18 protein-coding genes and 1 riboswitch are annotated in these 25,182 nt (G+C 64.9%); of the genes, 10 read left to right on the forward strand and 8 right to left on the reverse strand.

The features are described from left to right. The first annotated feature begins 187 nt into the window (after positions 1 to 187). Genes recC through arfB form a run of 4 tightly spaced genes read left to right on the forward strand, consistent with a single transcriptional unit; the run spans position 188 to position 9,988 of the window. The gene (gene recC, locus BG57_RS05765; RefSeq protein WP_035960906.1) at positions 188 to 3,583 is read left to right on the forward strand and encodes an exodeoxyribonuclease V subunit gamma; all 3,396 of its coding nucleotides are present in this window, start codon (positions 188 to 190) and stop codon (positions 3,581 to 3,583) included. Further along, positions 3,583 to 7,302 (forward strand): exodeoxyribonuclease V subunit beta, encoded by a 3,720-nt coding sequence (recB, locus tag BG57_RS05770; protein WP_035961199.1) that lies wholly within the window; start codon positions 3,583 to 3,585, stop codon positions 7,300 to 7,302. The genes recC and recB overlap by 1 nt, the downstream gene beginning before the upstream one ends. Then, positions 7,299 to 9,563, forward strand: a complete 2,265-nt coding sequence (locus BG57_RS32210) for an AAA family ATPase (RefSeq protein WP_052005644.1) — start codon at positions 7,299 to 7,301, stop codon at positions 9,561 to 9,563. Before recB ends, BG57_RS32210 begins: the two co-directional genes overlap by 4 nt. A gap of 17 nt (positions 9,564 to 9,580) precedes the next feature. Next, positions 9,581 to 9,988, forward strand: a complete 408-nt coding sequence (gene arfB, locus BG57_RS05780) for an alternative ribosome rescue aminoacyl-tRNA hydrolase ArfB (protein ID WP_035960910.1) — start codon at positions 9,581 to 9,583, stop codon at positions 9,986 to 9,988. 147 nt (positions 9,989 to 10,135) lie between these two features. Here the strand turns inward: arfB and BG57_RS05785 are convergent, their stop codons facing one another. From BG57_RS05785 to thiC, 6 genes are all read right to left on the reverse strand, one after another. After that, positions 10,136 to 11,065, reverse strand: a complete 930-nt coding sequence (locus BG57_RS05785) for a DMT family transporter (RefSeq protein ID WP_152562528.1) — start codon at positions 11,063 to 11,065, stop codon at positions 10,136 to 10,138. Between the two features lie 100 nt (positions 11,066 to 11,165). Further along, complete coding sequence (locus BG57_RS05790) at positions 11,166 to 12,767, reverse strand: L-lactate permease (protein WP_035960920.1); 1,602 nt, start codon at positions 12,765 to 12,767, stop codon at positions 11,166 to 11,168. Positions 12,768 to 13,010: 243 nt separating this feature from the next. Further along, positions 13,011 to 13,139, reverse strand: coding sequence for a hypothetical protein (locus tag BG57_RS34100; RefSeq protein ID WP_268237931.1), 129 nt, complete (start codon positions 13,137 to 13,139; stop codon positions 13,011 to 13,013). 258 nt (positions 13,140 to 13,397) lie between these two features. Next, entirely contained in the window at positions 13,398 to 13,673 is a 276-nt protein-coding gene (locus tag BG57_RS05795) for a hypothetical protein (protein ID WP_081850838.1), read from the reverse strand. A gap of 117 nt (positions 13,674 to 13,790) precedes the next feature. After that, complete coding sequence (locus BG57_RS05800) at positions 13,791 to 14,003, reverse strand: glycine zipper 2TM domain-containing protein (protein ID WP_035960926.1); 213 nt, start codon at positions 14,001 to 14,003, stop codon at positions 13,791 to 13,793. Positions 14,004 to 14,186: 183 nt separating this feature from the next. Next, on the reverse strand, positions 14,187 to 16,118 hold the full coding sequence (gene thiC / locus BG57_RS05805; protein WP_035961204.1) for a phosphomethylpyrimidine synthase ThiC: 1,932 nt from the start codon (positions 16,116 to 16,118) through the stop codon (positions 14,187 to 14,189). 131 nt (positions 16,119 to 16,249) lie between these two features. After that, positions 16,250 to 16,391: riboswitch (TPP riboswitch) on the reverse strand. A gap of 282 nt (positions 16,392 to 16,673) precedes the next feature. Here thiC and BG57_RS05810 point away from each other — a divergent pair. The 3 genes from BG57_RS05810 to BG57_RS32215 all read left to right on the forward strand — a co-directional run bounded on the left by BG57_RS05810 (position 16,674) and on the right by BG57_RS32215 (position 21,766). Further along, entirely contained in the window at positions 16,674 to 17,612 is a 939-nt protein-coding gene (locus BG57_RS05810; protein WP_035960927.1) for an EamA family transporter, read from the forward strand. A gap of 229 nt (positions 17,613 to 17,841) precedes the next feature. After that, on the forward strand, positions 17,842 to 19,188 hold the full coding sequence (locus BG57_RS05815; RefSeq protein WP_035960932.1) for a glycosyltransferase family protein: 1,347 nt from the start codon (positions 17,842 to 17,844) through the stop codon (positions 19,186 to 19,188). Between the two features lie 853 nt (positions 19,189 to 20,041). Then, positions 20,042 to 21,766 carry a YadA family autotransporter adhesin gene (locus tag BG57_RS32215; protein ID WP_160174709.1) on the forward strand — a complete coding sequence of 575 codons (1,725 nt, stop codon included), beginning with the start codon at positions 20,042 to 20,044 and terminating at the stop codon, positions 21,764 to 21,766. 249 nt (positions 21,767 to 22,015) lie between these two features. Here the strand turns inward: BG57_RS32215 and BG57_RS05830 are convergent, their stop codons facing one another. Together BG57_RS05830 and BG57_RS05835 are read right to left on the reverse strand one after the other, a co-directional pair. Next, positions 22,016 to 22,150 (reverse strand): entericidin A/B family lipoprotein, encoded by a 135-nt coding sequence (locus tag BG57_RS05830; protein WP_035961206.1) that lies wholly within the window; start codon positions 22,148 to 22,150, stop codon positions 22,016 to 22,018. Positions 22,151 to 22,320: 170 nt separating this feature from the next. Then, the gene (locus BG57_RS05835) at positions 22,321 to 23,772 is read right to left on the reverse strand and encodes a sensor histidine kinase (RefSeq protein WP_035960955.1); all 1,452 of its coding nucleotides are present in this window, start codon (positions 23,770 to 23,772) and stop codon (positions 22,321 to 22,323) included. Between the two features lie 163 nt (positions 23,773 to 23,935). Between BG57_RS05835 and BG57_RS31445 the strand changes: the two genes are divergently transcribed. The 3 genes from BG57_RS31445 (at position 23,936) to BG57_RS05850 (ending at position 25,095) form a co-directional block, all read left to right on the forward strand. Then, the gene (locus BG57_RS31445; protein ID WP_035960959.1) at positions 23,936 to 24,112 is read left to right on the forward strand and encodes a DUF1328 domain-containing protein; all 177 of its coding nucleotides are present in this window, start codon (positions 23,936 to 23,938) and stop codon (positions 24,110 to 24,112) included. A gap of 89 nt (positions 24,113 to 24,201) precedes the next feature. Continuing rightward, on the forward strand, positions 24,202 to 24,363 hold the full coding sequence (locus tag BG57_RS31450) for a DUF1328 domain-containing protein (RefSeq protein ID WP_035960964.1): 162 nt from the start codon (positions 24,202 to 24,204) through the stop codon (positions 24,361 to 24,363). A 156-nt stretch (positions 24,364 to 24,519) separates the two neighbouring features. Further along, positions 24,520 to 25,095, forward strand: a complete 576-nt coding sequence (locus BG57_RS05850; protein ID WP_035960969.1) for a ferritin-like domain-containing protein — start codon at positions 24,520 to 24,522, stop codon at positions 25,093 to 25,095. Positions 25,096 to 25,182 lie beyond the last annotated feature (87 nt).

Here is a 25,182-nt window from a genome sequence, read left to right on the forward strand (position 1 = left end):
CTGTATGGACGCGCAAGGGGCGGGCAAGGGCGACGTCGAGTCTAACGCAACTCAACGAGCGTTCGGACCTCGGCCAAACGGCCAGGTTCTCGGCGCGAAGTCGCTTTGTTATGCTGACGCTTGATCTGACAAAGCTTTGCGTTTTGCGCGCGGGTTCTTCGCCTGCCAGCATCCAATCCCGCCCTTCATGCTCGAACTCTTCTATTCGAACCGTCACGAAACGCTTGCCGCCGCGCTTTTCGAGGACCTCGACGCATTCGCGATGCGCGAGGGCAATCCTTTCGCGCGCGAGTCGGTCATCGTGCCCAGCGCGGCCGTGCGACGGCGGCTGGAACTGGATATGGCCGAGCGTTTCGGCATCTGCGCGAATGTCGACTTCTGCTATCTCGCGCAATGGTTATGGGCGCAGATCGGACGCGTGCTGCCGGTGCCCCAGCGTTCGCCGTTCGCGCCGGACCGGCTCGCGTGGCGCTGCTATCGCCTGTTCGACGAGCCGCCGTTCAGACATGCGCCGCGCCTGTCGACCTATCTCGATGCCGCCGACGATTCCATGCGCTATGAACTCGCGCGCCGCATCGCGACGGTGTTCGACCACTATCTGACCTATCGCCCGGACTGGCTCACGCACTGGCAGTCGGGCGGCTCGATTCTCGCGGGCGGCGGTGCTGAGACGGATGCGCGCGGTCCGCGTCTCGCGGGCGCGAGCGAGATTCAGCGCCAGGACGAACACTGGCAGGCCGCGCTGTGGCGCGCGCTGCTCGACGACCTGACGACGCCCGGCTCCGGGCAAGATCCGACGCCGCCCGCGTATCGCTTTCTGGCCGACGCGCCGCGCTTCGATCTCGATACCGCGATGCGCGCCGAATGGCCGAGCCGCATCAGCGTGTTTGCGCTGCCGACCATGCCGCCGCTGCATATCGCGTTGCTGCGCGAGCTGTCGCGCTGGATCGACGTGCGCATCTACGCGCTCAACCCGTGCCGCGAATTCTGGTTCGATATCGTGAGCCAGGCGCGCGTCGAACAGCTCGAACTGAAGGGCGAGGCGGACTTTCAGGAGGTCGGGCATCCGCTGCTCGCGGAGTGGGGCCGTCAGACGCAGGCGCAGCTTCACATGCTGCACGAACTGACCGAAAGCGCGGCATCGAGCGAGCGCGAGCTGTTCGAAGAGAACACCGCGCCGACGTGGCTCGCGCGCGTGCAGAACGGCATCCTGACGCTCGACGAAGAGAACGCCGGGCCGGAGCCGGAAGACATCGTCGAGACGGGCGTGGAAGTGCATGTCTGCCATAGCCTCTCGCGTCAGCTCGAAGTGCTGCACGACCGCCTGCTCGACTGGTTCGACGAGATAGAAGGACTCGAGCCGTCCGATGTGCTCGTCGCGTTTCCGGATCTGGCGGTGGCCGGCCCGCTCATCGACGGCGTGTTCGGCACGGCGCCCGCCGGCGCCAGCAACGAGCGCAGGCGCATTCCCTATCGCATCACCGGCTTGCCGCCTTCGCAGGCCAACCCGGTCGCGCGCGCGATGCTCGACTGGCTCGCGCTCGCGGAACGCGGCGTCGGCGCGCCGGAGCTGATCGAATGGCTGCGCGTCGATGCAATCGCGACACGCTACGGCATCGACGCCCCATCGCTCGAAACGGCGCAGGAGTGGCTCTCGGCGGCGGGCGCGCGCCGGGGCTTGCGTCCGGCGGAAGCCGCCGGCGAGCACGTGCCCGCCGCGCGTCACACCTTCGCCGATGCGCTCACGCGTCTCTATCTCGGCTACGCGCTGCCGGGCGGCGGCGCACCGGTCGCGGAATGGCTGCCCGTCGAGGGCGCGCAGGGTTCGGAGGCGGAGTTGCTCGGACGCCTCACACGCTTCATCGACGATATCGACGCCTTCGCCGCGCAGATCGAGACGCCCCGCACCGCACGCGCGTGGGGCGACTTGCTGCTCGATACACTCGCGCGTTTCTTCGATGCCGGCGTCGCGTTCAACGACACCATCGGCGACGTGCGCCATGCGATCGATGCGCTGATCGTCGCGATGGAAGAAGGCGCGCGCGACACGGAAGTATCGGCTGCGGTGATCCGCACCGCGCTCACCGATACGCTCGACGATCCCGCGCGCGGCGGCGTGCCGTGGGGCGGCGTCACGTTTTCGTCGCTGACGAGCCTGCGCGGGCTGCCGTATCGCGTGGTCTGTCTGCTCGGCATGGACGACGGCATGTTGCCGAGCCTCACGCGCGCCGACGAATTCGACCTGATGGCGAGCTTCGGCAAGCTGGGCGACCGGCAGCGCCGCGACGACGAACGCAATCTCTTTCTCGACCTGATGCTCGCGGCGCGCGACCGGCTGCTGATCGCCTACACCGGGCGCAGCATCCGCGACAACGCCGTGCTGCCGCCCGCCGCACTCATCGACGAATTGCTCGACCATCTCGCCGAAGCCGTCGCGGGCAAGCATGCCGCGCCGGACGCACTGGCGAAGGCGCGGGCGTCGTTCGTGCGCGAGCATCCGCTACAGCCGTTCGCACCCGAGTATTTCGAGCCGGCCGGCCGTCTCTTCACCTATGAGCCGGAGCGCGCGGAACTGGCGCGGGTGCTGGCGGCGGGGCGCGTGCACGGCAGCGCGCCGTTCTTCGCATCGCCGCTGCCGCCCGAAGACGACGAAGCGGCTACCGTCGCCTTCGACGATTTCGTGCGCTTCTGGCGGCATCCTGCGCGCGCGCTGCTGCGAGATCGGCTGGGCATTGCGCTCGTCGATGCCGAAGCCGAACTGGATATCACCGAGCCGTTCGAACTCGGCTTCGCAGGCCGCGATGCGCTCGCCGGGCGCGTGCTGCCGTCGCTGCTCGAAGCGGAAGACGACGTTGTGCACCACGCCCGCGAGCGCGCGCGTCACGTTGCGCGCACGAGCCCCGAAATGCCCGGCGGCGCGACGGGCGCCGTCTGGCAGACGCGCGAGATGCACGCGCTCGCGCATCTCGCGGACCGCATCCGCACGTCGGTGGCGGAAGGCGCGACGCGTTTGCCGTTCTCGCTCGACGTCGCGCCGCGCTGGCCCGATACGGGCGGCGTCGCGCTCTTCGGCCCGCACGACGACGCGCTCATCGACGAGCGGCCGCTCACGCTGTCCGGCACGCTCAATCGCCTGACGCCGCAAGGCCAGGTGATCTACCGTTACGACCAGCCGCGCGCCCGCGATTACCTGTCCGCGTGGCTCGCGCATCTGGCCTATTGCGCGGCGCTGCCGGACGGCCCGCGCCGCACGATCTGGCATGGACGCGGCGCGCAGTCGTCGGATTTCGAGCTGACGCCTGTCGCCGATCCGCTCGCGCATCTCGCCGCGCTCGCGGCGCTGTATCGCGCAGGCCGGCGCATGCCGCTGCGTTTCTTCCCGAAGAGCGCGTGGCTCAAGATGACCGAAGGCGACGCGAAGGCGCACGGCGCGTGGGAATCCGACCGCGTGCGCGCGGAATCGGACGATCCGGTTTATCGCGTCGCGTTTCGCGGCGAATCGCTTGGGCTCGACGACCGCTTCGCCGCGCTCGCGCGCATCGTTTTCGAGCCGCTTCGGCAACACCTGCAACGCGACGCATGATGACGACAGCAATCCAGTCCGTGAACACCGAAGCCGTCCAGGAACTCGACGTCTTCTCCTGTCCGCTCGACGGCGTCAACCAGATCGAAGCATCCGCCGGCACCGGCAAGACGTGGAACATCTGCGCGCTCTACGTGCGCCTGCTGCTCGAGAAGCAGTTGAGCGTCGAGCGCATTCTCGTCGTCACCTTCACGAAGGCCGCGACCGCCGAACTGCACGAGCGCATCCGCACGCGGCTCGCGGGCGTCGCGCATGCCATCGAAAACGGCGATGCAGCGGGCGATCCGTTCATCGAGCGGCTTTTCGAGACCACGCTCGCCGACATCGATCCGAACGAGGCGCTGCAGCGCATTCGCATCGCACTGCATACCTTCGATCAGGCCGCGATCCACACGATCCACGCGTTCTGCCAGCGCGCGCTGCAGGAAGCGCCGTTCGCCGCCGCGATGCCGTTCGCATTCGACATGGAAGCCGACGACAGCGCGCTGCGCTTCGAGCTCGCCGCCGATTTCTGGCGCGAGCGCGTCGAACCGGCAGCGGCGCGCACGCCGTCGTTCGCGTCGTGGCTCGTCGCGAAGGGCGCGGGACCGGCATCGCTCGATGCGCAACTGGCGCGGCGTCTCAAGAAGCCGCTCGCGACGCTGCGCTGGGGCAAGAGCGAGGCCGAACTTGCAGCGGAAGCCGTCGATGCGAAAGCGCTGTTCGACGAAGCGTGCGCGGTGTGGAACGCCGAACGCGGCGCGATCGCCAGGCTGCTCTTCGACGCCGAGGCGATGCTGAAGCAGACCTCGCACAAGCGCTCGATGATCGAAGCCGCCCTCGACGCATGGGCCGAATATTTCGCCGATGCCGACTGTCACGCCGAGCCGCCGAAGGAGGCGCTGAAGATCACCGCATCGGCGCTCGCGAAGGGTACCAAGGCCAAGCACACGCCGCCCGCGCATCCGTTCTTCGAGCATGCCGAAACGCTTGCCGCGTCGGCTGCCGCCGCCGAAGCCGCGCAGCGTGCGATGTGGCTCGACATCGTGCGCGAATGGCTCGACTACGCGCCGGCCGAACTGTCGGCGAGAAAGCGGGCGCGTCGTGTAGTGTCCTTCGACGATCTGTTGTCGAACCTGCATCACGCGCTCGTCCGGCACGCGTGGCTCGCGCAGGCGTTGCGCGAGCGTTATCCGGCGGCGCTCATCGACGAATTCCAGGACACCGATCCGCTGCAATACGCGATCTTCAACCGCGTGTTCGCGCCGCACGGACCGCTCTTTCTGGTCGGCGATCCGAAGCAGGCCATCTACAGCTTTCGCGCTGCCGACCTGCATACGTATCTCGCCGCGCGCGAGGGCGCGAGCGCGCGTTACACGCTCGCGGTGAACCAGCGTTCGACGGCGCGCATCATCGAGGCGTGCAATCGCGTGTTCGGCGCGAATCCGTCGGCGTTCATTCTCGAAGGCCTCGACTATCAGCCGGTGCGCGCGGGCACGCGTTCACGCGGACCGTTCGTCGATGCGACGCCCGCCGCCGCTTACTCCGATATCGCGGATTTCTGCGTGTGGATGCTGCCGCACGGCGATGCGGCGCTGTCGAAGGCCAACGCGCAGCGCGAAGCGGCCGAGGCGTGCGCCGCCGAAATCGCGCGGCTGCTGAAAGGGGCGGCGCGCGGTGAAGTGCGCATCGGCGACGAGGCGCTCAGTGCGGGCGATATCGCCGTGCTCGTGCAGACGCATCGGCAAGGCAGTCTCGTCAAGCGGGTGCTGGCAGCGTGGGGCATCGGCAGCGTGGAACTGGCGCAGGCGTCGGTGTTCGGCTCGCTCGACGCCGAGCAGATCGAGCGCGTGCTCGCCGCCATCGACACGCCCGGCGACTTGCGCCGCTTGCGCGCCGCGCTCGCGACCGACTGGTTCGGGCTGGACGCCGCCGCGCTGTGGCGTCTGGAGCACGCGGCATCGACGGAAGAAAGCGGCGCCAGCGATTCGACGAGCTGGGTCGAGAGATTCTCGCGCTATCGGACGATCTGGCACGAGCGCGGCTTCGCGGTAATGTGGCGCACGCTCGCGCGGGAACTGTCGATTGCGGCGCGGCTCGTTGCGCGCGCGGACGGCGAGCGCAGGCTCACGAACGTGAACCATCTCGCGGAACTGCTGCAGGCTCGCTCGGCGCAACAGCCGGGCATCGCGCCGACCTTGCGCTGGCTGGCCGCGCAGCGCGCGCAGCAGGGCGGCGGCGAAGACGCGCAATTGCGCCTCGAATCCGACCGCAATCTCGTGCAGATCGTGACGATCCACAAGTCGAAGGGCCTCGAATACGCGGTTGTGTTCTGTCCGTTCCTGAACGACGGCACGGCGCGCGACGCCTCGAAATCCGGCTTGCCCGACGCCCGCGAGTATCACGACGACGCGGGCGAAGCGGTGCTGCACTATGGAATCGACGACGACGAAGCGAAGGAAATCGGCGCGGCCATCGCACGCGAACAGGCTGCCGAGCGGGCGCGGCTCGTCTATGTGGCGCTGACGCGGGCGGTGTATCGCTGCTACGTGGTCGCGGGCGTTTATATCTCGAACATGTCGAACAAATCGACGAAGGAATCGCGCAGAAGCGTGCTGAACTGGCTCGCCGCGGGCGCGGGTCAGGACTTCGATGCGTTCTGCGACGAACCGCCAGACGAAGCGGGCATCGTCGCGGCGTGGCGCGCGCTGGAAGGGCAGGCCGAAGGCGCGATCGGCGTGACGCCGCTGCCCGTCATCGACCGGCGCGAGCCGCTTGCCGCCGTCGAGCGCGGCAGGCACGAGATCGCCGCGCGCACCAACCGCCGCCTGTTGCGCGATCGCTGGCGCATGGCGAGTTTCAGCTCACTGGTGGCGGCGGGCGCGCGCGAAGAGGCGAATCAGTCGCAGCCCGCGGAGGCGCGCCCCGATCACGACGAATTCGCCGAAGCCGCTTCAACGCTCGTGCAAGCGCCGCCTTCCCGCGACGAATCCGCGCTCGCCGACGACGACATCCTCGCGTTTCCGCGCGGCGCGGCGGCGGGCGAATGTCTGCATCGCATGTACGAGCTTGCGGATTTCACGCAGCCGTCGACGTGGCCCAAGGCGGTCGAGGACGCGCTGCGCGAGTATCCGGTTCCCGCGCCCGCGCCGCTCGCCCAGCGTCTTCGGCCGATGATGCTGCGCCTGCTCGCCGACACGCTCGAAAGCGAGATTGCGCCCGGCATGCGGCTGTCGGGCATCGCCAACGGGCGGCGCATGAACGAGCTGGAGTTTCTGTTCCCGGCGCCGTCGCTGGATTTTCCGGCGCTACGCCGGCTGCTGTCCGCGCACGGCTATCCCGATGTCGCGCTCGAAACGGGCGCGCTGCGGGGCTTCATCAAGGGATTCATCGACATGATCGTGCTGCACGGCGGGCGCTACTGGATCATCGACTGGAAGTCGAATCATCTGGGCGATGCCGCCGAAGACTACGGCGCCGCGCCGCTTGCCGAGGCGATGGCGCATCACGCGTATCACCTGCAGGCGCTCGTTTATGTTGTCGCGCTGCATCGTTACCTGCGTGCGCGGCTCGCTGATTACGACTACGAGACGCATGTCGGCGGCTACCTCTATCTGTTCGTGCGCGGCGTGCGTCCCGACTGGCGCGACGGCGACGCGGCGAGCGGCGTGCATCGCGGGCGGCCGCCGCTGGAACTGGTCGAGGCGCTCGACCGGGTGATGTCGGGAGGCGCGGCATGAGCACGATCGAAGCCGTGAACGCCGGGGAGTCGGCTGCGTCGGCCTTTGCCGACGAAAGCGCCGCGCTTGCCGAAGGTTTCGCGCGGCGCATCGGCGAACTGTCGCGGTGGTCGGGCGCGGGCGCGCGGGCGATCGCTTGGGCAGAACGCGCGGCGCTTGCCATCAGCCGGGCGACGGCGCTCGGACACGTCTGCATGCCGCTTGCCGCGCTCGCGCGGCGTCACGGAGAGAATGTGCGCGAAGCACGCAATGCGCTGCTTGCAAGCGGCGTCGCGACGTTTGCCCGCACCGAGGCGCGCTTCGATGCGGCAAGTCTTCGGCCGCTGGTCATCGACGAGGACGGGCGGCTCTATCTCGCGCGCTACTTCGATTACGAGCGGCGGCTCGCGGTGGCGCTGGTCGAACGGGCGCGCGGCGCGCGGATCGACGTATCGCAGCGGGAGCTTGCGCAGCAGGCGGAGCGGATCGCACGCTACTTCGGGGAAGGCACGGCCAACGACGACATCGACTGGCAGCGCGTCGCCGCGCTCGTCGCGCTCGCGGGCAGGCTGACTATCGTGAGCGGCGGGCCGGGCACGGGCAAGACGACGACCGTGGTCGGCGTGCTCGCGTGTCTGCTCGACGCCGATCCGGGCTTGCGCATCGCGCTTGCCGCACCGACGGGCAAGGCCGCGCAGCGCATGCAGGAAGCGTTGATCGAGCGGGCGGACAAGCTGCCGCCCGAGCTGGCCGCGCGGCTGCCGCGCACATCGTTCACGTTGCAGCGCTTGCTCGGCGTGCTGCCGGATGGCGGCTTCCGGCATCATCGCGACAATCCGTTGCCCTATGACGTGATCGTGGTCGACGAGGCGTCGATGATCGATGTCGCGCTCGCGGCGCATCTGCTCGAAGCGGTCGCGCCGTCGAGCCGGCTCGTGATGCTCGGCGACAAGGATCAGCTCTCGGCGGTCGAAGCGGGCGCGGTGTTCGCGGAACTGAGCGCGCGGCCATCGTTCAGCGAGGCGGGCGCGGGGCGGATCGCGGGCGCGCTGGGCGTGGAACTGGCGAGGTTTCGGGCGGCGTTGCCTGATGGCGTCAAGTCCGGCGGCGGCGACGGGCGCGGGAACCCAGCGGCCCACGCGCGGACGAGCGATGCGTCGCTCGCACAATCCGATGCGCATGACGAGGGCTACGGCAACTTCTTTCCGGGCAACGAAGAGGGCGATGCATCCGGCGCGCAAGGCGAGAACCAGGGCGATTTGTTCTCGAACACAGACGCCCCCGCGAGCGAATCACCTTTCGCGGCTTCGTCCGATGCGTGGGGCGCTCCCGGCGATCTCGACGACGCACCGCATGCCGACGAAGGCTACGCCGACCTCTTCGCCACGCTAGACACCGGCTCCCACAATCCGCCCGACGCCCGCGACGACGCCCCGCTCACCGACAGCGTCGTCTGGCTCGCGCGCAACTACCGCTTCGGGCTGGATTCGGCGATCGGCCGCCTGTCGATCGCAATCCGCAACGGCGATGCCCAAGCCGCGCTCCAAGCGCTCGACGCAAAGCAATCGGCCGCGCCCGAAGCGCCCGCCGCGGTGCTGCTGAACGACGGCCACGCCACGCTATCGGACCGCACGCTCGCTCATCTGGCGAAGGGCTTCGCGCCCTACGCCGATGCGCTCGCGTCGATGCTGCAAGCGGAGCACGCGCCATCCGATGAAGCCCGGCTGTTCGACGCGCTCAATCGTTTCCGCGTGCTGTGCGCCACTCGCAAGGGGCCGCGCGGCGTCGACGAAGTGAACGCGCGTATCGCGTCGAAGGTGCGCGACCAAGCGGGCATTGCGCTTGCAATCGGAGCACAGTGGTTCGCCGGACGGCCGGTGATCGTCACGCGCAACGACTATGCGCTCGGGCTCTTCAACGGCGATATCGGCATTGCACTGCCGGGGCCGAACGGCGCGCTGCGCGTGGCGTTCCGCATGGCGGATGGCTCGCTGCGTCATGTATCGCCGGCTGCGCTGCCGCCGCACGACACGGCGTTCGCGCTGACCGTGCACAAATCGCAAGGCTCGGAATTCGAGCACGCGGCGCTCGTGCTGCCCGGCAGCTTCGTGCGCGTGCTGTCGCGCGAGCTGGTCTATACGGCGATCACGCGGGCGAAGCGCCGCATCGAAGTCATCGGCTCGGCGGCGATTTTCGCGCAGGCCGTCGATGCGCCGACGCGTCGCGATTCCGGTCTCGCCGCGAGAATGGCGCGCCTGATGCGCCTGCACCATCGATCCTGAACGAAGGAGTGTCATCCATGAGCGATAGCCTCGTGGTGCCGCCAGGCGAAATCGAGCTGACCGCCGTGCGCGCGCAAGGCGCGGGCGGGCAGAACGTCAACAAGGTGTCGAGCGCGATTCATTTGCGCTTCGACATCCGCGCGTCGTCGCTGCCGGAGCACATCAAGGCGAGACTGCTCGCGCTGTCCGACAGCCGCGTCACGCGCGAAGGCGTGATCGTCATCAAGGCGCAGGAGCATCGCACGCAGGACATGAATCGCGCGGCGGCGCTCGCGCGTCTCGACGAGATGATCCGCAGCGTCAGCGTCACCCGGCGCAAGCGCATCGCAACGAAGCCGACGCGGGCGTCGCAGGTGCGCCGGGTCGAGGGGAAGGTCAGGCGGGGAGCGGTGAAGGCAGGGCGGGGCGCGGTGCGAGGCGAATAGGGCGGCAAGCGCCCCGCCGCCCATCATCGCGCGATGCCGCGCCATCCACACCGTGCGATGCTCAGCAATCCGTCACCGCGCGATGCTCAGCAATCCGTCACCGCGCGATGCTCAGCGATCCGTCACCGTGCGATGCTCAGCGATCCGTCACCGTGCGATGCTCCGCCGTGTGAGGAACGGAACCTGTTTCACGATTCCTGTCGCGAGCGCCGTGCCCACCAGCACGACAGCACATCCTTCGAGCATGACGAGCGATACGTGCTCGCTCAGGAACAGCGCGCCCCAGAGAATGCCGAAAAGCGGAATGACGAAGGTCACCGTCATCGCGCGTGCAGGGCCCGCCGCAGCCACGAGCCGAAAGTACAGAAAATAGGCGATGCCCGTGCAGCAGACGCCGAGCGCGATGACGGCCGACCACGCATGCGCGGAGATCGGCGTCGCGGGCCACGTCAGCAGGGCGATCGGTGCGAGCATGATGGTCGCGCCGATCATGCTGCCGGCGGCGTTGGCGGTTGCATCGACATCCATCAGATACTTCTTCGCAAAGTTGCCCGCCACGCCGTACAGCGCGGATGCCCCGAGCGCGGCCGCCGCCGCCAGCATGCCCTGAACGGGCAGCCCGGACGATGCCGCGCCGTCCGTCGCGATCTGGTTCCACACGAGCAGCAGCACGCCCGCGAAGCCGATCGCCATGCCGATGCTGCGCATCGTCGTCAGCCGGTCCTTCAGCCACACGTAGGCGACGAGCGCGCCAAAGAGCGGCGTCGTCGCATTGATGACGGACGTCGCGCCCGCCGACAGCGTCAGCTCCGCGAACGCGAACAGGCAAAACGGCGCCGCCGAATTGAGGATGCCGACCACGAAAAGCGGCAGCGCGCGCCGACGCATCGTGCCGAGGGTGGCGGCGACGTTGCGGCGTGCAAGCAGCATTACGATCAGCAACAGCGCGCCGATGCCGACGCGCACGGCCATGAGCGGCGCGACGCCGAACTCGGCGACTCCCACGCGAATGAACAGGAAGGAAGCGCCCCACAATGCGGCGAGCACGATCAATTGCAACAAATTGGCGATGGACATGACGATGGCGGACTTCGAGATACTAATTAAAAGTCCGCGCATGTTAGCACTGCGCGCGGCGGCGAAGAACGCACCGCGAATGACACCGCAAGAGGCGGGATCAGTGCGGCGGGATCATCCACGTCAGCACGTTCTGCTGCAGCCAGACGAGCAAGCCCAGAATCACCGTCAGCAGAATCGAATGCTTGAAGGTGCGCGCGAAGACGAGGCCTTCCTTGCCCTTGAGCTCGGTCGTCGCGACGCCCGTCGAGATGTTCTGCGGCGAGATCATCTTGCCCATCACGCCGCCGGACGAGTTGGTCGCCGCCATCAGCACGGGGTTCAGGTTGAGCTGATGCGCCGCCACCACTTGCAGGTTGCCGAAGAGCGCGTTGCCCGACGTATCGCTGCCGGAGAGGAAGACCGCGACCCAGCCGAGGAACGCGGACACGAGCGGAAAGAACGGTCCGACCGACGCGACGCCGAGACCCAGCGTGTAGTTCATGCCCGAGTAGTTCATCAGATAGGCGAGGCCGACGATCGTCGCCACCGTGAAAATGGCGATGCGCGTTTGCACCCACGTATCGACGATCGCCGCGCCGTACTCGCGGACCGGCAGCCGCACGAGCGCCGCCGTGATGATCGATGCGACCAGAATCGCCGTGCCCGTCGCGAGCGGCTGAAAGTCCCAGATCGCGCCGTACGGCTGGTTGTACAGCGTGATGTAGACAGCCTTGTCGAGTCCGGGCCAGGAAACCTTCACATCGCCGATCAGGAAAATTTTCGCGACCGTCCACACGATCACCACCAGCGACACGACGATCCACGGCAGCCAGCCTTGTCCGCCCGAAATAGCCGCGCGTGTCTGGCCGAGTCGATCGACGTTGACGGCGAAGCGCTCGTCGGCGGCGGGCTTCCAGACGCGCAGGAACGCGATCGTCAGAATCAGCGAAACGAGCGAAGAGAGCACGTCGGTCAGCGCATAGCTGATGTAGTTCGACGTGACGTACTGCGTAAGCGCGAAGCTCGCGCCCGAGACGAGCAGCACGGGCCACACGCGCATCATGTTGCGAAAGCCCGCGTAAATGCCGATCACGTAGAACGGCAGAAAGAAGGCGAAGAACGGCAACTGGCGGCCGACCATCTTGGCGAGCGCATCGGTGGGAAGGTGGGTGACCGCGCCGAGCACGGTAATCGGCACGCCGAGCGCGCCGAAAGCCACCGGCGCGGTATTGAAGATCAGCGTGAAGGTGAGCGCTTCGAGCGTCGGGAAGCCGAGCAGGATCAGGAGCGAACTGGTGATGGCGATCGGCGTGCCGAAGCCCGAGATGCCTTCCAGCAGCGCGCCGAACGAAAAGCCGATGACGACCAGCACGATACGCCTGTCGTTCGGCAGGTTTTCGACCATCCAGAGGCGGAACGCCTCGAAGCGTCCGGAGCGTTGCGCGACGTTGTAGAGCAGGATCGCGGCGAACACGATCCACATCACCGGCCATAGCGCGAACACCGCGCCGGCGGCGATCGAGTTGAGCGCGAGCTTGAGCGGGAAGTGCCAGGCCGCCACCGCGATGACGAGCGCGACTACCAGCCCCGCGAGCGACGCCTGCCACGCCGGGCGGCGCGCCCAGCCGAGCAGCACGAGCACGACGGCGATCGGCAGCGCCGCCACGATGAACGACAGCGCGAGCGAATTGGCGACGGGGGTGAGCAACTGATGGAACATCGACGTCTCCTGTCGACCGCAGTCGGCGAACCGTGTTGCGCGTTCTTGTCGGCACGCGGCGGCGAGCCGCGAGGCGCGTAGGGACTTCGATGCTTCATATGCCTTAAGCAACCGCGTAACGCGCAGCCTAAGAATAGGTGACCGATGGCCTCCGTCAAGCGGGAAATGTTCTTATCGGCTGCGACGCACGAACGCGCGTCGCGACGCGCGTGCTATCGCTTGACGAGGAGGCTTGCCGTGCCTTCAGCCTTCGACGGCTGCGGCGGGCGGTGTATCGTCGCGGCCCGGCAGAGGCGTTTGACGGAAGACCCAGACGGTCAGCAGGGCGAGAGAAGCAAGCATCCACAGCACGAAAAACACAAAGGCCATCATGTCCACTCCCCGAGAGCGATGGTTTCGCGACGGCGGTGTACCGTCGCGTTGCGCAAATGAGGAAGCTTGATAGCCAGAACCGTGCCAATCGTCTGGCGAATCGAGCCAGAGGCTTGTCGGAAAAGGAAGGAGCGCTTTGCGCTCGAACCAGCGCGGCGAGTGCGGGAGCGACTTGTGTCGGAAAATGTTGCAGGTCTGTTACGTCGAAAGACGCAACAGACGGGGAAGCTGCGTTTTTCGTAACGCCGGCGAAACAACTCAGTGGCGGCCGCCGCCATGACCGCCGCCGTAGCCGCCGCCGCCGCCATGCCAACCGCCACCGCCGCCGTGCCAACCGCCACCATGCCAGCCGCCGCCATGCCATCCGCCGCCATGCCAGCCGTGTCCGCCTCCCCAGCAGCATCCGCCGCCCCAGTATCCGAAGCCGATGGATATCGCCGGATAACCGTAATAGGCCGGGTAAGCCGGATAAGCAGGATACGGCGCGTAATACGGATACGACGGATAGGCGGGCACCGCGTAGTACTCCGTCATCGGCACCTGCGCGGTGCCTGAACTCGTGTGACAAAGGATCGCAGGGAGCCGCGTCTTGTAACAGGTCTGAAACAGCGGCGCGGTCAGGACCGGTCGCGCCGCGCGTGTGAGGTCCGATTATTTGCCAACCTGATTGCCGATGACCCCGCCGACCGCCGCGCCGCCGAGCGTCGAAAGCGCGCTGCCGCCGATCACCGCCCCGCCCGCTGCGCCGACGCCCGCGCCGATCGCGGTATCGCGTTGACGAGTGGTCATGCTGTCGCAGCCGGTCAGGCCGGCCATGAGTGCTACGACCATTGCAGCGGCGCCGATTTGTTTGATGTTTTTCATGTCGACTCTCCAATACGATGATGAAGTGAAACGGCTGCGGCTCGCATGGAACAGCACCGCATAGGCTGCCGGTTCATGCAGTAATGAGCAGGAAAGGTGCCTGCATGCCTTTGCCGCGTCGACGAAAAAAAGCCTGCCGCACGTCAGGCGCGACAGGCTTTCCCTGGTCAGACAGCAGCAACATCAAGTCGGCTGGTAGATCTCCGCTCCCTTCTTCACGAACTCGATCGCCTTCGTCTGCATGCCGTGCGTGAGCGCATCGGTTTCGCTGACGCCTTGCTTGGCCGCGAAGTCCCGCACGTCCTGCGTGATCTTCATCGAGCAGAAATGCGGGCCGCACATCGAGCAGAAATGCGCGACCTTGGCCGAGTCCTTCGGCAGCGTTTCATCGTGAAATTCGCGCGCCTTGTCGGGATCGAGGCCCAGGTTGAACTGGTCTTCCCAGCGGAACTCGAAGCGAGCCTTCGACAGCGCATTGTCCCGCACCTGCGCGCCCGGATGACCCTTCGCCAGATCGGCCGCGTGCGCCGCCAGCTTGTACGTGATGATGCCTTCCTTCACGTCGTCCTTGTTCGGCAAGCCGAGATGCTCCTTCGGCGTGACATAGCAGAGCATGGCGGTGCCGAACCAGCCGATCATCGCCGCGCCGATGCCCGACGTGATGTGATCGTAGCCCGGTGCGATGTCCGTGGTCAGCGGCCCGAGCGTGTAGAAGGGCGCCTCGTCGCACCATTGCAGCTGCAGGTCCATGTTCTCCTTGATGAGCTGCATCGGCACGTGGCCCGGACCTTCGATCATCACCTGCACGTCATGCTTCCATGCGACTTGCGTCAGCTCGCCGAGCGTCTTCAGTTCGCCGAGCTGGGCTTCGTCGTTGGCGTCGTAGATGGAACCGGGGCGCAGGCCGTCGCCGAGCGAGAACGAGACATCGTATTGCTTCATGATTTCGCAGATGTCCTCGAAGTGCTCGTAGAGGAAGCTCTCCTTGTGATGCGCGAGGCACCACTTCGCCATGATCGATCCGCCGCGCGACACGATGCCCGTCATGCGGTTCGCCGTCAGCGGCACGTATTGCAGGCGCACGCCGGCGTGGATCGTGAAGTAATCGACGCCTTGCTCGGCCTGCTCGATCAGCGTGTCGCGGAAGATTTCCCACGTCAGGTCTTCGGCCTTGCCGTTGACCTTCTCGAGCGCCTGATAGATCGGCACCGTGCCGATGGGCACCGGCGAATTGCGAATGATCCACTCTCGCGTCTCGTGGATGTGCTTGCCGGTCGACAGGTCCATCACCGTGTCGCCGCCCCAGCGGATCGCCCACGTCATCTTGTCGACTTCTTCGCCGATCGACGAGCTCACCGCCGAATTGCCGATGTTCGCGTTGATCTTCACGAGGAAGTTGCGGCCGATGATCATCGGCTCGCTCTCCGGGTGATTGATGTTCGCGGGGATGATCGCGCGGCCGCGCGCCACTTCCTCGCGCACGAACTCGGGCGTGATCGCCTTCAGCGCGTCCTTGCCGAACGCTGCCGCGCCGAACGCCTGGCCGGGATGCTGGCGGCCCATCATCTGCGCGAGCTTTTCGCCGTTCGGACCGCTCGCCTTCAGGCTTTCCAGATACTCGGCGCGCCGCTGGTTTTCGCGGATGGCGATGTATTCCATTTCGGGCGTGACGATGCCCGCCCGTGCGTAGTGCATCTGCGTGACGTTCTTGCCCGCGACCGCGCGGCGCGGCTTGCGATGCAGGCCGGGGAAACGCAGTTCGGCGGTCTTCGGATCGGCGGCGCGCTCGCGGCCGAATTCGCTCGTCAGGCCGGCGAGTTCCTCGGTGTCGCCGCGCTTCTCGATCCAGCCGGCGCGCAGTGCGGGCAGGCCGGAGCGGATGTCGATGCTCGCGTCGGGATCGGTGTACGGACCCGATGTGTCGTACACGTACACCGGCGGATTCTTCTCGCCGCCGAAGCCGTCGGGCGTGTCGGATTGCGTGATTTCGCGCATCGGCACGCGGATGTCCGGCGTCGATCCGCTTACGTAGACCTTGCGCGAGTTCGGCAGCGGCGCGATGGCGGCGGCATCGACGACAGCGTTTTCAGACAGAAACTTCGGATTGGCATTCATGCTGTATGTCTCCTGCAGGGACGAAAATTCCAGCGCGAGCATGGGCAAGCTCGGCTGACTCAGGAGCTAAACAGGGAGGAACGAGATGGAAAGGTCGGGCGCTGAAGATGCGGCGGTAGGTCATTCGAAAGCCGCAGTGCCCGAACGCTTCCCTGCGCTGGCATTATCCAGATCAGGTTCAAAGGGTATTTCTCACCCACGTGGCACGGGCGATTCGACCGGTGGTGCCGATTCGAAATCGCGATGTGCAGCGCAGGACCCCCGCGTTAGCAGCCGCCACGATACACCGCACCGTGGTGCGTTGACAACCATCCCGAAAACGGCCGCATCGCGTCGCGCCGTTCCTGCATAATGGCGGGCGCCGCGTTTTAGGTAGTTACCCGAAGCGCGGTTTCGCGACCGCCGCCGCTCTTCGTTCGCCTCTCGACCGCCCTTCCTTCGCATCATCATGCCGTTGTGTTTTCATCGTCCTGCACCGTCGTGCGGGCGTCGCGCTGTGAGTATTTCGGTCGTTTCCGCATGCGCCATGCGCCACGCGGTTTTCGCGGAGTAAGCATGTCCACTCCGATGCCGCGTCTGCCTTTCTCGTTTCCCGATCGCTTTCCGTTTCGCGCGCCTCGTTCTTTCCGGGGACAAGTCGTGCTCGCGCTCGCCGTCGTTTATCTCGTCTGGGGATCGACCTATCTCGGCATCCATCTGGCGCTCGAATCGTTTCCGCCGCTGATGCTCGGCGGCCTGCGCAATCTCTGCGCGGGCATCGGGCTATTCGCGATCGGCTTGCATCGCAAGGCGGTGCTGCCGAGTGCGCACGAGGTTCGCAACGCCGCGATCGTCGGCACCTTGCTCGAAGGTCTCTCGAGCGGAATGATGGCGTACGGCATGCGCACTGTCGGCACCGGCACGGCGGCGGTCATGGTCGCGACCGTGCCGCTCTTCGCGACCATCTTCACCGCGCTCGCCGGCCGCGCCGTGGCGAAGGGGGAGTGGTTCGCGGTGGCGCTCGGGCTCGTCGGCATCGTGGTGTTGAATCATGGCGATCCTTCGCCCGGTTCTACGCACGGCACGCTCGCGATTCTCTGCGCCGCGATCTTCTGGGCGGGTGGCGCGCATCTCGCGGGGCGGCTAAGACAGCCGTCGGATCTTCTGATGTCGACGGCGCTGCAGATCGGGTTAGGTGGCCTGATCGCGACGGGCATCGCGCTGATGGCGGGCGAGCGTCTAACGCATGTCGGCTTCGACGCGGGCGTGTCGTTTCTGTATCTGATGCTGATCGGGTCGATGGCCGCGTACGTTGCATATAACTTTCTGATTCGCCATACGAGCACGATCGTCGCGACGAGTTGCCTGTACGTGAATCCGATCGTTGCGGTGCTGCTGGGAGCGGTGCTGCTCGGGGAAGCTATTACGCAGTGGACGGTGGTTGCTACCGTCGTCATTCTGATTAGCGTGGGATTGTCGTTCTGGTTTGATCGCCGGCGGCGGGGGGTGGCTTAAATGCAGCACGACCGCCGCGGTCCGTGGCAGCGCGGTAATTGGGGCAACGCCGGCGGACTGCTGCGACAGCCGATGGAGCGCGAAGGTGGCTTCGCGCAATGACGGGCGCCGCGCAATCCAGGATGAAACAAAACTGTCTTTGCGGTTGCAGGCACCCTGAGCGCGGCACAAAATCCGTGGCAAAAACGCGCAATCGCGGACGCGATACGCGGTAACACGGAGCATCGCCATGACCACGCACGTCATCAGTTTTTTTGCCGACGACAACGCTCGTGCATCGTTGGAAAATCATCGCCGCTATTGCGCGCGGAACGGGTATCAGCACGAATTCGTCGACGCCAGTGCGATCGGCTGGCCGCAACTGCGCATGATCCTGAAGTACCAAGTGCTGTTGCGAACACTGCGAGCCTGCGCCGAGGGCGATCTCGTCCTGCTGTTGACCCAGGACGCCTTGCTGATCGGCGATATCCGGTGCGAATCGCTGATGCAGTACCGCCGTTCGGACTGGGTCGTCGCACTGGACGCACCGGGTGACGCTGCGTACGTCATGGCGTCGTTCCAGCTCTGGCGCAATACTGAGGCCGCGCGCGATCGCGCGAAACTGCTCTCTGACGGCCCGAAGCTCGGTCGCCCGCCCGTGAGCGAATCCGATCTGCTGCGTCTTCTGGAACCCGAACCGTTCAACGTAGGATACGGCGGCTTACTGGCCGTTGCGCCTGCGGGATTGCATGCATCGCTATCGTGGCTCGAATGGCCGATTCTTGCGCTTGCGCTCGTCGACCTACCCGAGGCGCCGAGGAACTATCCCGTATTCACGAAACTGCGCGACCTGCTTGCCGGGCACATTAACGACTGTCAGGCGAAGGGCCTGCCGTATCTCACGCTGCCGCCTTCGCAATCATGCGGCTCCGTTACGGCCTATGAAGTGATTAATCCGGACGCGCCTATCGCGCTTGCCATGCTTTACACGCCGAACGTTCGCGAATATGGCGAGATCGCAGAGCGCAACTTGAAGCGTTATTGCGCACGGCATGGATATGGGCTGCATATTTATCGCGACGTGCCTGCGCAAACGAATTCGGCCGCCGCCGGCAACTGGTTCAAGCCTTGGGTATTGCTTCGGCACTTGCCGCAGCATCAATGGCTTTTCTGGATCGATGCCGACGTGCTCGTCATCGATCAAAAGATTCCGCTGGAGTCTTTGCTGCAGAACCGCGATCGCGTGTTGGCGACGGATATCAGTTGGCTGTTGAACTCCGGGATCATGGGCTTTCGCAACACGCATGAGAACCTGCAGGTGCTGCACGAAGTCGAGCGGGCGATGAGTGCAATCGTCGACAAGTCATCCGTTCAATCGAACGGTGGCGATCAGGATGTCTTCATCAAGGTGATGCAGCGTTATGGGATGGCCGCGGAAGATGATTTATTCGACTGCACGATGCTCAACACGCCTTACCAGCTTCAGACGCCCACGAGTTTCATGGTGCATTACATGGGTATGTGGCCTCAGCTTCGCGCGCTCGTCATGCATCACGGCGATGAGATGTGCCGGGGGCTCGATACGAGCGGCCTTTGAGCTTGTGGCGGGATGCGCGTTTTGCGCGCGTCTTCTTGGCCGGCTCGAAATGATGGACGAGTGACCACCGGCTGGCCGCGTGAGCCGACGACGTCAATGAATCGCGCACTGCTGCAATGCTGAAACGTTGACTCGATCAGAACAGCGAATCGCCTTCGATTGGCATGTCGGGCGACCGCTTGATGCTCATGTTATGCGCTCTCGCACTTGAGCGAGCGTCCTCTATTCTGGGGTATCGACTTAGCCTTTGAAACAGGCAAATTTATAATAATTCGATAAACCGAAAGCTATCTTTCGTTTGTCTGGATATGATGCTGACTACTGCGGTACGGCAACTGCCTTGTCTTCCGCAAAACTTTGGCGGCAATTGATTGATTGATTGATTGATTGATTGTTTTCCAGGCATGTCATTTTCATAATCTCCATAAACGCATACGGAATTCTAAACACGCGAATTCGCATTAACGTCGTTTGCCTACTGTCAGTGCATATCACGGACCGGTTTTCAACATAAAATCGGGGGAACCGTGCGGTTCATTTCAACGGCGCCTTTATTCTCAGTAGGTGCAAACGCCGATCTATTGTAGCGAGCAATGCTGGCATGGTGCCGTCATATTGTTCCGCGAAGGCTTATTCCCGATTGTCGAATACCGAGGCGTCGGAAGAGATTTTCTCGTAAGCGAGAAAAATCGCTGCGTTGGACAGGCATTAGCGCGTCCGAACGCAGCCAAACTTAAAAAATCTACAAAAAGGGTTAGATATGAAATTTTGCTCTCGTCGTTTTAGGCCGATGGCGCTAGCGATTCTCGGTAGCACTGCAGTATTAGCGACGGCAAATGCTCCGGCAGGAACCATGACCGGCTTCAATAATCAGGTCTATCCGTCGGTCACACGCGATGGTCTGAATGTCTTCGGCGATAATAACTACGCATCTGCGAGCGGAGTCATGGTCGGTGATGGGCAGATCAACGGGTTGAATGGTAGTGTCCTAATTGGAAATTACGCTAGTTCGACCTGGTCCGGCACTGCCTACGGGCCGGCGGACGATCCGAACGCGGGGCCGGCCACCGCTATTGGAACTTATGCTTTCTCCGCCGCGAACGGCCTTGCTGCAGGTTCCCATGCATCAGCCCAACTAACGGGTGTTGCTGTCGGAGCCTCTACAAATGCCCAGGAATCAGCCGTTGCAGTGGGTTTTCAAAGCAACGCAGGCTTCAACAGTGTGACGATCGGGGCGAATTCTCATACGTTCTACAACTCCGTCGCAATAGGATCTAATGCGTCAGCCGAATACGGGATGGCAATCGGAACGGATGCCAACAGCGGTGGAAACGGCATTGCGATCGGCCCTAATGCTCGGTCGGGTGGAGACAGTACTGCGTTCGGCGTAGACGCGCGAGCCGACTACTGGGGAACTGCGGTGGGCGAGCGGGCCACAGCAGTGAATATCCGCTCGGCAGCTTTTGGAAATGAATCATTCGCGGGACATGTGGCTACAGCCATTGGTTCGGAAGCTCGTGCAGAGGCGGAATACAGCACTGCGATTGGCTCAGGCGCTCATACGTCAGGCGCTGACTCAGTCGCTGTGGGATCGTATAGTCATGCAGCAGCGGATGGCAGCACCGCGATTGGCGGCCACTCCGGTACGTCAGGCGCTGGCTCAGTTGCTCTCGGATCCGACAGTCAGGCAGGCGGGGATTTCAGCACCGCGATCGGCACGAACGCCAGTACCTCGGGCCGTGACTCGGTTGCTCTCGGAGACTACAGTGAAGACGGCGGTCAGGAGAAGGTGGTCAGCGTTGGCAGTTGGTCGATTCAACGTCGCATTACCAACGTCGCAGACGGGATCAACGGTAACGACGCAGTAAACGTCAGCCAACTCAACGCCGTCAGCCAACTCGTGTCGCAAAACACGGCCGACATCCTGGCTCTCCAGAACAGCGGCACCCCGCTCCAATCGACCCTGCGCGCTGCCGCTCCGGTCGTCGGGGCCACGGCATCGGGCGCATCCGGTTCGCTGTTCGCAGCGAGCGGCAACGCCGGTGAAACCGCTGTAGCGACGGGCGCTCGCGCCACCGCGATGGGCGCAAACGCGCAAGCCGTCGCCGGCAATTCCGTCGCGCTGGGCGCCGATTCCGTCGCGGATCGCGCGAACACGGTCTCGGTCGGCTCCTCGGGTAACGAACGCCAGATCACGAACGTCGCAGCCGGCACGCAAGGCACGGACGCAGTGAACGTCGATCAGCTGAACGACAAGATCGCGCAGTCGAACGCCTACGCGGACCAGGCAGTCGCGGGTGCAAACGCCCATACGGATCAGGCGATCGCGAGCGCAAAGCGTGACCTCGAGCACTACTCGGATCGCGCAACGGCATCGGTTCTGGCGATCCCGAGCATCCCCGTGCTGAACGCGGGTGAGAAGTGGGTCGGCACGGCTGTCGGTAACTACGGCAGCGCAACCGCAGTCGGCTTCGCAGCGGCCTATCAGGTGACGTCGAACCTGAACTTCGGCGTCGGCGTGTCGACGGCCAACAGCGGCCCGACGGCCGTGAAGGCGCAAGCCGGCTTCCGCTGGTAATCACCGTCCGGCCTGGCGTCAATCACGCCTGTCCGGCTGACGATATCCATTACGGATACGCATGCAGGAGCATTGCTCAACGCGCGATAACGTGATGCACGTCTGAAGCAAACCCGCCCCAGTAATCGGGCGGGTTTGTTGCCGTTGAGCGCCCGAAAACGCACGAAACAAGCGCGCAAAAAAATCCCGCCGCGCAAGGCGGCGGGAAGTCAGGAGTACGCTTCTATCGAGCCGTAGCCCGCACCCGGCTTACTTATGCTCTTCGGCCGAATTGTGGATAGCCTGGCCGCCCTTCGAAATATCCTGGCCCGCGCCCGAGATGGTGTTGCAGCCCGCGAGCGCAGCCGTGCCGGCGATCAGCAGCAGAGCGATGAGTCGAGTCATGTTCATTCCCCTTGAAGTGAAATGGCGTGGTTAATCGTGTCTAGGTCGGCCGCGATCGTTGCCTGGGCCTCACCGGTGGTAACAATCATAAAAAACGCGGGCGGGGCTCGGCTGTAGGCACGCATGTGTTTTTCTCGTCAGCGCAATCCGTACTTCTCGTCGGCGTCGTCCTACGCGGCGGAACGCGCCGGCGTCGCAACGGCATCGCCATGAACGCGCTCGCGCGGCATCGACACGTGGATGCTCGTGCCGTGCGGCTTCACTCGCTCGATCTCGAAGCGCCCGCCACGCGCCGACACGCGCTGCCGCATGCCGACGAGCCCATGCGTCTGCGTGCGCTTCAAATCCTGCGGCCGGATGCCGATGCCGTCATCGGCGATATGCAGCGACACGCTCGCCTGATCCATCGTCAGCGCGACGCGGATGTTGCTCGCGCGCGCATACTTCGCCGCGTTCGTCAGCGTTTCCTGCGCGACCCGGAAGAGGGCGATCTCGATCGCTTCGCCGAGCTTCGGGTCCTCGTCGGGCAAGTCGAACGACACCGCCCAGTTGTTGCGCTGCGCGGCTTCATCCACGAGCCCGCGCAGCGCCGTCACGAGCCCGAAGTTCGCCAGCACGGTAGGCCGCATGTCCTCGATGATGCGCCGCTTGAGCGCAATGCCCTGATCCAGATTGCCGATGGCGCGCGTGAGTTTCTCCGCCATCGCCGGTTCCGTTTCGCGCAGCTTGCCGCGCACCCACGCCACATCCATCTTGCTCGCCGTGAGGATGGAACCGAGCTCGTCGTGCAGTTCGCGGGCGAGTTCGGTTTTCTCGTTTTCGCTCACCGACTGCAGATGCCACGCAAGCGCTTCGAGTTGCCGCGTGCGCTCGAAGACGAGTTGATCCAGCTCCTCCTGCTGCGTGATGAGTTCCCGCTGCACGCGATCCTGCTTGTCGAGCTGAATGCCGAGGTTGCGGAAAAGCAGCACGAACAGCACGATGTTCAGCGCACACAATGCGCCGACACACAGCGTCGAAATGCGCTGATCGGCGCGGCTCGCATCGAGTGCGTGCTGCGCGCGCTGCTCTTCATTAAGGCGTAACAGCGAGAGGGCGGCGTCGAGCGTGGCGTCGTCGGAGGCGGGCCGTGCTTCGGGTTGCGAAGGCGCGGCGAGCCGCGCGGCGCCTCGCTCGATTTCCTCGTTCGCCGCAGCGCTGATCTGCGCGAAGCTGGCAAGCGCCGTGTCGTCGCCGATGCGGCGGTAATAGGCATCGAGCGTCGCGAGGGCGCGGCGCACGTGGGCCGCCGTTTGCTCGAATTGCGCCTTGTAAGCGGGCTCCGGTTTCAGTGCGAACGCGCGTCCCTGGGCGGAAAGCGTCGCGATGTCGGCAGCGAGCGCGGACAGGTCGGCGGTGGCGCTTTTGGCATCGAGCGCGGTCTCGTATTCGGCCGCGATGCGCATGCGCCCCGACTCCAGAATCACGAGGCCGCCCACCGTGATGACGATCGCGACGGTCATTGCCACCAGCCAGCTATAGCGGCGCATCCATTCGTTGATGCGGGCAAGGCCGGCGTGGGCCCGGGTCGGCGCTTCGTCGTGCGCGGTGCGCGGCGGCACGGCGCGGGGTGCGTGGCTCATAGAGTGGGTCTGGCGTCGCCCGCGCGTCGGCTGGTTCGCCCGCGCGAGTCGATTGAAAGCTAATGTCGGTGGATTCTCACAGCAAAAAAGGAGCCAGCCCGAATGCGCGCGACGCGCCGCATCGCTAGGATGGGTTCACCATCCATTCCTACGGGGAAAGATCATGCTGAAGTGGGCACTGTTCTTTGCGATCGTCGCGGTCATCGCCGGTCTTTTGGGCTTCACCGGCGTCGCGGCCGGCGCGGCGACCATCGCCAAATTCCTGTTCGTCCTTTTCCTGATTCTGTGCGTCGTGTTCCTGGTGCTCGGGTTCGTCATCACCAAGAAAGCGATCGATTAGCGGGCCTGCATCGATGATGGGCGGCGCGTGGCGCAAGGCCATCGCGCGGCCCTTGACGCAATGACAGGCACGATCAACGAGGAGGTTTCATGCTGCGCTACGCCGCCGTTTTTTTCGTGATCGCGATTATTGCCGCGGTGTTCGGCTTCACGGGCATCGCGGCGGGCGCGGCGGAAATCGCGAAGATCCTGTTCTATATTTTCCTGGTCGTATTCGTCGTTACCCTGTTGCTCGGTGTGTTCAAGACATGACGGCCCCGCCGCTTCGACGGCGGCTTCATCTTGACGATTTCGCGAGCGGGCACGGCGCGTGCATCGAGTTCTTCATCGGATAGCGGCGCGCTATGGAGCGCATGGGCGAACCGCGCCACCGCTACCGTCCATCACCATTCCACAGGAGCCAATCAAATGTCCAATTCGTCTGCTGTAACCGCCGCGCCGGGCCAATCCTCGGACGCCTTTGTCCTCGACGTCGAGAAGATCCGGAACGACGCGCGCCAGCACATGGACGAGGGCCCCGTCACGGCGACCTATAGCGCGGATCGCGAGACCGTGCTCAAGCTGCTCAACGACGCGCTCGCGACCGAGTGGGTCTGCGTGCTGCGTTACAAGCGCCACTATTTCATGGCGAAGGGCATCCACTCGGAAGCCGTCGCGCAGGAGTTCGCCGAGCACGCGACCGAAGAGCAGGAGCACGCCGACATGCTCGCGGAACGCATCGTCCAGTTGGGCGGCGAGCCGAACTTCGCGCCGGACAGCCTGAAGTCGCGCGCGCATTCGGAGTACAAGGAAGGCGCCGACCTCATCGACATGATTCGCGAAAACCTCATCGCTGAACGGATTGCGATCGATACCTATCGCGAGATCATCCGTTATCTCGGCGACAAGGACGTCACGACGCGCCGCCTCTTCGAAGAGATTCTGGCGGTCGAGGAGGAGCACGCCGACGACATGGCCGATCTGCTCGAAGGCCGCAACGGCTAAGTTGAAGCCAAAGCGGGCGATGCGCGGGCGAGTGGAACCGCGCATCGCGCGTCGGGCAAGCATGCGTAAAATGACCGTTCACTCATT

Source organism: Caballeronia grimmiae, from assembly GCF_000698555.1.
GTDB classification, from domain to species: Bacteria; Pseudomonadota; Gammaproteobacteria; order Burkholderiales; family Burkholderiaceae; genus Caballeronia; species Caballeronia grimmiae.

Coding starts and splice junctions, on each gene's coding strand:
- recC (WP_035960906.1), top strand. CDS start 188: ATGCTCGAACTCTTCTATTCGAACCGTCACGAAACGCTTGCCGCCGCG.
- recB (WP_035961199.1), top strand. CDS start 3,583: ATGACGACAGCAATCCAGTCCGTGAACACCGAAGCCGTCCAGGAACTC.
- BG57_RS32210 (WP_052005644.1), top strand. CDS start 7,299: ATGAGCACGATCGAAGCCGTGAACGCCGGGGAGTCGGCTGCGTCGGCC.
- arfB (WP_035960910.1), top strand. CDS start 9,581: ATGAGCGATAGCCTCGTGGTGCCGCCAGGCGAAATCGAGCTGACCGCC.
- BG57_RS05785 (WP_152562528.1), bottom strand. CDS start 11,065: ATGTCCATCGCCAATTTGTTGCAATTGATCGTGCTCGCCGCATTGTGG.
- BG57_RS05790 (WP_035960920.1), bottom strand. CDS start 12,767: ATGTTCCATCAGTTGCTCACCCCCGTCGCCAATTCGCTCGCGCTGTCG.
- BG57_RS34100 (WP_268237931.1), bottom strand. CDS start 13,139: ATGATGGCCTTTGTGTTTTTCGTGCTGTGGATGCTTGCTTCTCTCGCC.
- BG57_RS05795 (WP_081850838.1), bottom strand. CDS start 13,673: ATGACGGAGTACTACGCGGTGCCCGCCTATCCGTCGTATCCGTATTAC.
- BG57_RS05800 (WP_035960926.1), bottom strand. CDS start 14,003: ATGAAAAACATCAAACAAATCGGCGCCGCTGCAATGGTCGTAGCACTC.
- thiC (WP_035961204.1), bottom strand. CDS start 16,118: ATGAATGCCAATCCGAAGTTTCTGTCTGAAAACGCTGTCGTCGATGCC.
- BG57_RS05810 (WP_035960927.1), top strand. CDS start 16,674: ATGTCCACTCCGATGCCGCGTCTGCCTTTCTCGTTTCCCGATCGCTTT.
- BG57_RS05815 (WP_035960932.1), top strand. CDS start 17,842: ATGACCACGCACGTCATCAGTTTTTTTGCCGACGACAACGCTCGTGCA.
- BG57_RS32215 (WP_160174709.1), top strand. CDS start 20,042: ATGACCGGCTTCAATAATCAGGTCTATCCGTCGGTCACACGCGATGGT.
- BG57_RS05830 (WP_035961206.1), bottom strand. CDS start 22,150: ATGACTCGACTCATCGCTCTGCTGCTGATCGCCGGCACGGCTGCGCTC.
- BG57_RS05835 (WP_035960955.1), bottom strand. CDS start 23,772: ATGAGCCACGCACCCCGCGCCGTGCCGCCGCGCACCGCGCACGACGAA.
- BG57_RS31445 (WP_035960959.1), top strand. CDS start 23,936: ATGCTGAAGTGGGCACTGTTCTTTGCGATCGTCGCGGTCATCGCCGGT.
- BG57_RS31450 (WP_035960964.1), top strand. CDS start 24,202: ATGCTGCGCTACGCCGCCGTTTTTTTCGTGATCGCGATTATTGCCGCG.
- BG57_RS05850 (WP_035960969.1), top strand. CDS start 24,520: ATGTCCAATTCGTCTGCTGTAACCGCCGCGCCGGGCCAATCCTCGGAC.